Below are 7,152 nucleotides of genomic sequence, written 5' to 3'. Positions count from 1 at the left end.
TAAAAAACCTTCTAGCCTTTACTGATGCAACTTCTTTGAGTTTAACCGATATGGGTTTTAAACCAGCAACTCAAAAAATAAAAAAATACACGGTTACACCATATCTTATACAGAATTATGAAGGGACTCGTAATTATCCTGCAAAAGATTCGACATCAAGATTGGGGCCTCATTTGCGTTTTGGAACCGTTAGTATCCGTTCAATGGTAGCAAAAGCTACCCTAGAAAAGAATGAAATATTCTGGCAAGAATTGATTTGGCGTGAGTTCTTCATGCAAATTTTATGGCATTTCCCGCATACAGTGACTCAAAGTTTTAAACCAAAATACGACCGAATTAATTGGCGTAACAATGAAACTGAGTTTAAAGCATGGTGCGAAGGCAAAACAGGATATCCTTTAGTGGATGCTGGTATGCGACAACTTAATAAAACTGGATTTATGCACAACCGTGTACGCATGCTGGTTGGTAGTTTTTTATGCAAACATTTATTAATTGACTGGCGCTGGGGTGAAGCTTATTTTGCAGAAAAACTACACGATTATGATATGGCTAGTAATATTGGAAACTGGCAATGGGTTGCTGGTTGTGGTGTAGATGCTGCTCCTTATTTTAGAATTTTTAACCCAACCACTCAAATTGAAAAATTTGATAAAAACTTAGATTACATAAAACAATGGGTGCCAGATTTTCAGGAATTAAATTATGCCTCACCTATTGTAGATCATAAGGTGGCTCGAGAACGCTGTCTAAATACCTATAAAACTGCTTTAAACTAAATTTCCTTTAAAGATATTTAATGAAATATTTCACGGCTCTGTTTCTTTAAGCATACTTACAATTTGCTATATTTACTAAATGAATTCAAAAACTATAGCAAACGGCATTTTAAGAGCTATTGGTATCATTTTAGGGGTAGTCTTATTATTTTATTTTTTATATAGCATACAATCTGTTATTGTATATATTGCTATTGCGGTTGTTATTTCATTAATTGGCAGACCAATTGTTTTATTTTTACAAAACCGTTTAAAGTTTAAAAATACCATTGCCGTAATTGTCACAATGCTACTTTTAATCAGCTTTATTATTGGTTTGGTACTGTTATTTATTCCTTTAATTGTTGAACAAGGACATAACTTAGCGCTTTTAGATATTGAAAAATTACAAAATAATGTTGAAAGCCTGTATATGGAAGTTATTTCATATTTTCAGGTTAAAAATATTGATATTGAGCAATCTTTTGAAAGCTCCACCTGGCTCTCAAAAATTGATTATTCAATGATTCCTAACTTTTTAAATTCGGTAATTAGTGGATTTGGAAGTTTTAGTGTTGGCTTGTTCTCAGTACTATTTATCTCGTTCTTCTTTCTAAAAGATAGTAAGTTATTTGAACATGGCATTTTAACATTTATACCAGATTCTAAAGAATCTAAACTCACTAATTCTTATAATAAAATAAAAGACTTACTCTCAAGATATTTTGTTGGTCTCATTTTTCAAATATTGATCATATTTATTATTTATACAGTCGGATTACTTATTATAGATGTTGAAAATGCCGTTGTAATAGCCTTTTTATGTGCTTTACTGAATCTAATTCCTTATATAGGTCCATTGGTTGGTGGTATTTTAATGTTAACATTAACTATGACCAGCAATCTTGGTAAAGGCTTTGAAGATATTATTTTATCTAAAACTATTTGGGTCGCTCTTGTTTTTATTATTGGACAACTAATTGATAATTTTATAAGTCAACCGGTAATTTTTTCAAAAAGTGTCAAGTCACATCCATTAGAAATCTTTTTAGTCATTATAATAGCTGGGATCCTTTTTGGTGTTATAGGCCTAATTGTTGCCATTCCAGCCTATACTGCAATTAAGGTCGTTTTAAAAGAGTTTTTATCTGATAACGATATTGTAAAAAAACTCACTAAAGGATTATAGTCGTAGTTTGAATAAAGAGATTTTAAATATTGACATTCAAGACTTTATAGAAAATAATATTGATTCAAATATAACATCACTACTATTAAAAGGCTGCGCATTTCCCCTTGTAGACACTAAAGAAATTATTGAGCAAATTGAAGCTAAAAAAAAGTGTAAATACAAATTACCAAAATGGTTTCAGACAGAAAACATATATTATCCAAATAAAATAAATATTGAGCAAACATCTTCTGAGGTAACTGCAAAATACAAAGCGAGCTTAGTTGAAGGAAATTCAATTATTGATATTACGGGAGGATTTGGGGTAGATTGCTATTATTTTTCCAAACAATTTAAAACGGTAACGCATTGTGAATTAGATTCAAATTTATCAAGAATTGTTAAATATAACTATAAACAACTAGGAATTTTAAACATTGATGTTCAACATACAGATGGTATTACGGTTCTAAGTAATAATAGTAAACAATTTGATTGGGTTTATGCTGATCCTTCAAGGAGACATGATAGTAAGGGAAAAGTATTCTTTTTAAATGATTGCTTACCAAACATCCCAGAGCATTTAGATAGTATTTTTAAATACTCGAAAAATCTCATGATTAAAACATCTCCTTTACTCGATTTATCTGTAGGAATCAATGAATTAAACTTTGTTAAAACTATCTATGTAATTGCCTTAAATAATGAAGCAAAAGAATTGCTCTGGGTTTTAGAAAAAGGGTATAAAAATAAAGTAACCGTTAAAACGGTCAATATAACTAAAGGTTCTTACCAAATATTTAATTTTTTCTTAGAAGACGAAAAAAAGTTTGAACCACAATATTCAAATCCACTCACCTATTTATATGAACCTAATACTGCCATTTTAAAAGCCGGAGCATTTAACGCTGTAGCAAAATCATTTAATATTTTTAAGCTTCAGAAACATTCTCATTTATATACAAGCATAGAACTTATAGATTTTCCTGGCAGACAATTTAAAATAGAAAAAACGATACCATATCATGTAAAGACTATAAAAAAGTTAGGTTTAAAAAAAGCCAACATAACAACAAGAAACTTTCCTGAAACGGTTAGTCAAATAAGAAAAAAATTAGAAATAAAAGATGGTGGTAATGCATATCTATTTTTTACTACAGATTATAATTTAAATAAGATAGTAATTATAACGTCAAAAGTATAAAACTAAGCTAGTAAGCGTTTTTGTTTTTCCTTTTTCCTTATGTCTTTTATGGCTTTAAACAGCTTTCTTTTAAGTGTTCGATATTCTTTAAAATATTTTTTCACCTCAATCAATAAAGCTCTGTGCTTTTCCTTATAAGCCTTTTCTTCCTTTAATTGATTTTTTCCATCAACCATTATTTTTAAATTCCTTTCATGAGTCAAAACATCGTTTGTGAGATCTATATTTTTTTTCCTAAATTCTTTAACATGTTCTATAATTTCCTTTACACCTAAAGAGCTTTTAGATTCTAATAATTGTAACGTAAAGAGTTTAATTAAATCTTCAAAAAAATGTTCTTCATCTTTAATAAATCGTAATTCTGACAGCCACCTGCTTGATTCTTCATGCATTAATTCTGAACTAAGCCATTCAATGTATTTTGGTGATTTTGATGCAACTTTCATGTCTGTTCTTTTTTAAAATTAAAAAGGCAGAAAACACATATCCTTCCAAAAAACATTTCCTGCCTTATATAGATTAAACAAGTTCAATCATCTTTTAAGCTCAATGTTTCGTTTCATCTATATCACTTAAAAAATTCAAATTAATTGAACTATTATAATAATATTATAAGTTAAGAAAAAAATAAATTTTAGAAAATGACAAATGTTAGTTTTTAGTCGTTTTTTATTCGTGTAAAACTAAAAAAGGAATATCGGTGTGATAACTTATTTCTTGTACCGTAGGATGAAATAATATACGTTGAAAATAGTTTAAATTTTTAGCAACCATAGTTATCAGATTAATTTTTTTCTCTTCTACAAATGTCTGTATAGCAGATTCTATATGGTTGTTTTTCAAACTGTAAAAACTATAATTAGTATTACTAAAATAATCATCTAAAAGGCCTTTATTTAACTGCTGGTCTAAATTAAGAGGCGCACCTTTATTAACATGTAAAATATTTAACGACCCTTTAAACTGATTTAACGTTTCTAATATTGGTTTTAATAAATCTATTGTATAAAATGATGAAAAGTCAGTAGGAAAAGCTATTTCTTTAGGCACCATAAATTTAGCGTTTTCTGGAACTACTAAAGTTGTGCAGTGCACTCTTGTTATAACATCACCCGTATTACTGCCAACAATAAGTTTTTTTAAACCTGATGCGCCTTTCGTACCCATGACTATCACATCAATTTTCCTTTCAGTAACATGTTTTCTTATAGAATCTATAAAGTAATTATGATCTGTTATGGTGTAAAAGTTATGCTTATCATTTTTTGAAGAATCAACCAAACGGTTTAATAGGTTATTCAACTTTGTTTTAGCAGTTTTAACAAAAGCCTCATCTATAACTTCTTGTGAAGCCATATAAGTGGTTTCTGAAGTTAAAAGCGTATTAATAGTATTAACATGTAATAGATAGAAATTACAATTAGAATTTTCAAAAAACTTAAGCGCATACGAAATAGCATTGCAAGAGTTCTTGGAAAAATCAGTAGGTATTAAAATGTTTTTCATTACTATACAGCTAATCAAAAACAAAAATATGCGGGAAGGGCATCACAAAAAATGATATAAATCATATTGTTACATATTAAGAAAAGAATTAATTTATTTGTTCTAGTCTTTTTATATCTAAAATCCTAATATTTCTTGCCTCAATCTCTATGAGTCCATCCTTTTTAAAACTAGATAAAGTTCTAATTAAAGTTTCGGTCGCAATACCAGCTACACTAGCTAAATCATTTCTTGAAATTCTAATTGATTCGTCAGGTTTGTGATTTAATTTTTCAGCAAATTTTAAAATAGTTGATGCCGTTTTTTTATTAACTGAGCTATATGCCATATCTAATAACTGTTCTCTAGCACCAGAAAGATTATCTGATAATAACTGTATAAGTTCAAGTGTAATTTTGTGATTATTATCTAAAATCTCTTTTAAATCTTGTTTAGAGACTCCAACTAATTCACAGTCCTTAATCGCAGTTGCCGATTCTTGATACGGAATATTTTGAGTAAAAGAAGTGTATCCAAAGAGTTCATCTTCTTGGTATAAATTTGTAGTAAGTTCTTTTCCTTCATTATCAAACTTAAAATTTTTAACAACTCCTTTTCTAATTAAAAATATATAGTTTGAATTATTACCTTCTTCATAAATAATTTCTCCTTTTGAGTAATTAAAAACCTTACCGTTATCATCAAAGAAATTTTTTAAGTCGTTGAGAGTTCTAATTTCATCTCCATCAGTATTTTCTTCAACAAATCCGATTGTTTGTCTTTCGTCTTGTAATATAGCAACTTTGGCTAATCTACTTTCAATAGCACTTATTAGTTCTTCTTCGTTAAATGGTTTTGTTATATAATCATCAGCTCCAAGATTCATACCTTTTCTAATATCTTGCCGTTCTGTTTTAGCTGATAAAAAAATAAAAGGAATAAATTTTGTTGTCTCATTTTTTGATAGCGTCTCTAAAACGCCATATCCATCGAGTTCTGGCATCATAATATCGCAAACAATGATGCTCGGATTAAACTTTTTTGCAACTTCTACTCCTGCTCTACCATTTGAAGCTGTTTCAACTGTATAACCTGATAATTCTAAAAGTTCAGCCGTATTTTCTCTTAAAACAACATCATCTTCTATCAATAATATTTTCTTCATTTTAGGGTTTATTTGGTATGGTTATTATAAATGTGGTTCCTCTATTTTGTTCAGTTTTAAATTTAATAGTTCCGCCAAGGTTTTCTAAATGAGTTTTAACAATATTTAACCCAATTCCAGTTCCTTGTGTTAGCAAGGCATTTTCAGCTCTAAAATAACGATTAAAAATATTTTTTTGATCATTTTCTGGAATTCCTATGCCCTCATCCGAAATTAAAAAAGTGGTTTCACTAACATCTTGTTTAACTCCGATATCAATCGTTGTATTTTCTGGAGAATATTTTAACGCATTATTTACTAAATTAGATAAGGCTAATTCTACAATTTTTTCATCTTGAAACATAGACATCTCATCTATATTGTCAGGATATTTTATTCGTTGCCCTTCTTTTAATAAGAGATTACAATTATAAACAACTTCGTTTAAAACCTTACTCAATTTAAAGTCTTTAAAGTTATATTTAATTTCCCCTGTTTCAAGTTTGTCTATAGATAAGAAGTCATTTAAAATATTATTAAGATAATGCACTCTGTCTGTTATCGTTTTTATATGCTTATCGCGGTTTTTCTGTTGCTCAGTTAATTTATATTTCCCTAATAACATGGTGGATGTTAAAATACCACTTAATGGTGTTTTAAATTCATGGGATACTAAAGACAAGAATTTAGTTTTTAATTCGTTAAGTTCTATTTCTTTTTTTAAAGCCGTTTTAGCTTTTCTTTCTGCTTCTACACGCCTTTTATTCTCTGCCTCTAATCTGTTATTAACAGCTTTAAGTTCATCGACTACATTCCTTAGTTCACGTGTCCTTTTTAAAACCTTTTCCTCCAATTGAGAATTCAACTCTAAAATTTCATTTTCATGTTTTTTTCTTACGGAAACATCAACCACTAAGGCCATAACATAGGTCGAATTATTAACTTCAAAAGGGTTTAAACCAATTTCTAGAGGAAATACAGTAGAATCTTTACGCAGACCATTTAAGTTCCGTCCGTTTCCCATTTTTCTGCTCACATTTTGCTTTATAAATCCATTAAAATGTGCACTATGACCTGAATGATAATTTTTTGGAATTAAAATATCTAAATGTTCTCCTATTAGTTCTTTGTTCTCATAACCAAACATTTTTTCAACAGAACTATTTGTTGCAACAATAAATTGGGATTTATCAACCACTAAAACACCTTCAGAAACAGCTTCAAAAAGTAAATTAAAAACACTCTGATCGTTTTGAAACATTAATTAATTGGTTTAAAGTTTAAAATCATAAAAATAGAAAAATATATATAAAGAAGAATAACATATTATTGGTTTTTAAATTTTATAAAATGTTTCTTGAAATATGTTCTATTTATTATAACAAATCAT

General features: G+C 28.7%; 7 protein-coding genes. 3 read left to right on the top strand and 4 right to left on the bottom strand.

The window, feature by feature from the left end; all coding sequences use genetic code 11:
• The 3 genes from AC15TD_RS10815 to AC15TD_RS10805 all read left to right on the top strand — a co-directional run.
• A partial coding sequence (locus tag AC15TD_RS10815) for a cryptochrome/photolyase family protein (RefSeq protein ID WP_484452160.1) occupies positions 1-779 on the top strand: 779 nt, incomplete at its 5' end.
• 79 nt (positions 780-858) lie between these two features.
• Positions 859-1,947 carry an AI-2E family transporter gene (locus AC15TD_RS10810; protein WP_484452159.1) on the top strand — a complete coding sequence of 363 codons (1,089 nt, stop codon included), beginning with the start codon at positions 859-861 and terminating at the stop codon, positions 1,945-1,947.
• Positions 1,948-1,954: 7 nt separating this feature from the next.
• Positions 1,955-3,133 (top strand): THUMP-like domain-containing protein, encoded by a 1,179-nt coding sequence (locus AC15TD_RS10805; protein ID WP_484452158.1) that lies wholly within the window; start codon positions 1,955-1,957, stop codon positions 3,131-3,133.
• 2 nt (positions 3,134-3,135) lie between these two features.
• On the opposite strand, the gene AC15TD_RS10800 is transcribed toward AC15TD_RS10805, so the two are convergent.
• The 4 genes from AC15TD_RS10800 to AC15TD_RS10785 form a co-directional block, all read right to left on the bottom strand.
• Positions 3,136-3,579 (bottom strand): hypothetical protein, encoded by a 444-nt coding sequence (locus tag AC15TD_RS10800; RefSeq protein ID WP_484452157.1) that lies wholly within the window; start codon positions 3,577-3,579, stop codon positions 3,136-3,138.
• A 223-nt stretch (positions 3,580-3,802) separates the two neighbouring features.
• A complete protein-coding gene (locus tag AC15TD_RS10795) occupies positions 3,803-4,639 on the bottom strand; it encodes a universal stress protein (protein WP_484452156.1) in 837 nt (278 codons plus the stop codon).
• A gap of 88 nt (positions 4,640-4,727) precedes the next feature.
• Positions 4,728-5,783, bottom strand: a complete 1,056-nt coding sequence (locus AC15TD_RS10790) for a response regulator (protein ID WP_484452155.1) — start codon at positions 5,781-5,783, stop codon at positions 4,728-4,730.
• 1 nt (position 5,784) lies between these two features.
• Positions 5,785-7,023 carry a PAS domain-containing sensor histidine kinase gene (locus AC15TD_RS10785; protein ID WP_484452154.1) on the bottom strand — a complete coding sequence of 413 codons (1,239 nt, stop codon included), beginning with the start codon at positions 7,021-7,023 and terminating at the stop codon, positions 5,785-5,787.
• Between the last annotated feature and the right edge of the window lie 129 nt (positions 7,024-7,152).

Source organism: Yeosuana sp. (assembly GCF_057126245.1).
This window is presented reverse-complemented; position numbering and strand designations above follow the sequence as displayed.

Coding starts and splice junctions, on each gene's coding strand:
- AC15TD_RS10800 (WP_484452157.1), bottom strand. CDS start 3,579: ATGAAAGTTGCATCAAAATCACCAAAATACATTGAATGGCTTAGTTCA.
- AC15TD_RS10785 (WP_484452154.1), bottom strand. CDS start 7,023: ATGTTTCAAAACGATCAGAGTGTTTTTAATTTACTTTTTGAAGCTGTT.
- AC15TD_RS10810 (WP_484452159.1), top strand. CDS start 859: ATGAATTCAAAAACTATAGCAAACGGCATTTTAAGAGCTATTGGTATC.
- AC15TD_RS10795 (WP_484452156.1), bottom strand. CDS start 4,639: ATGAAAAACATTTTAATACCTACTGATTTTTCCAAGAACTCTTGCAAT.
- AC15TD_RS10790 (WP_484452155.1), bottom strand. CDS start 5,783: ATGAAGAAAATATTATTGATAGAAGATGATGTTGTTTTAAGAGAAAAT.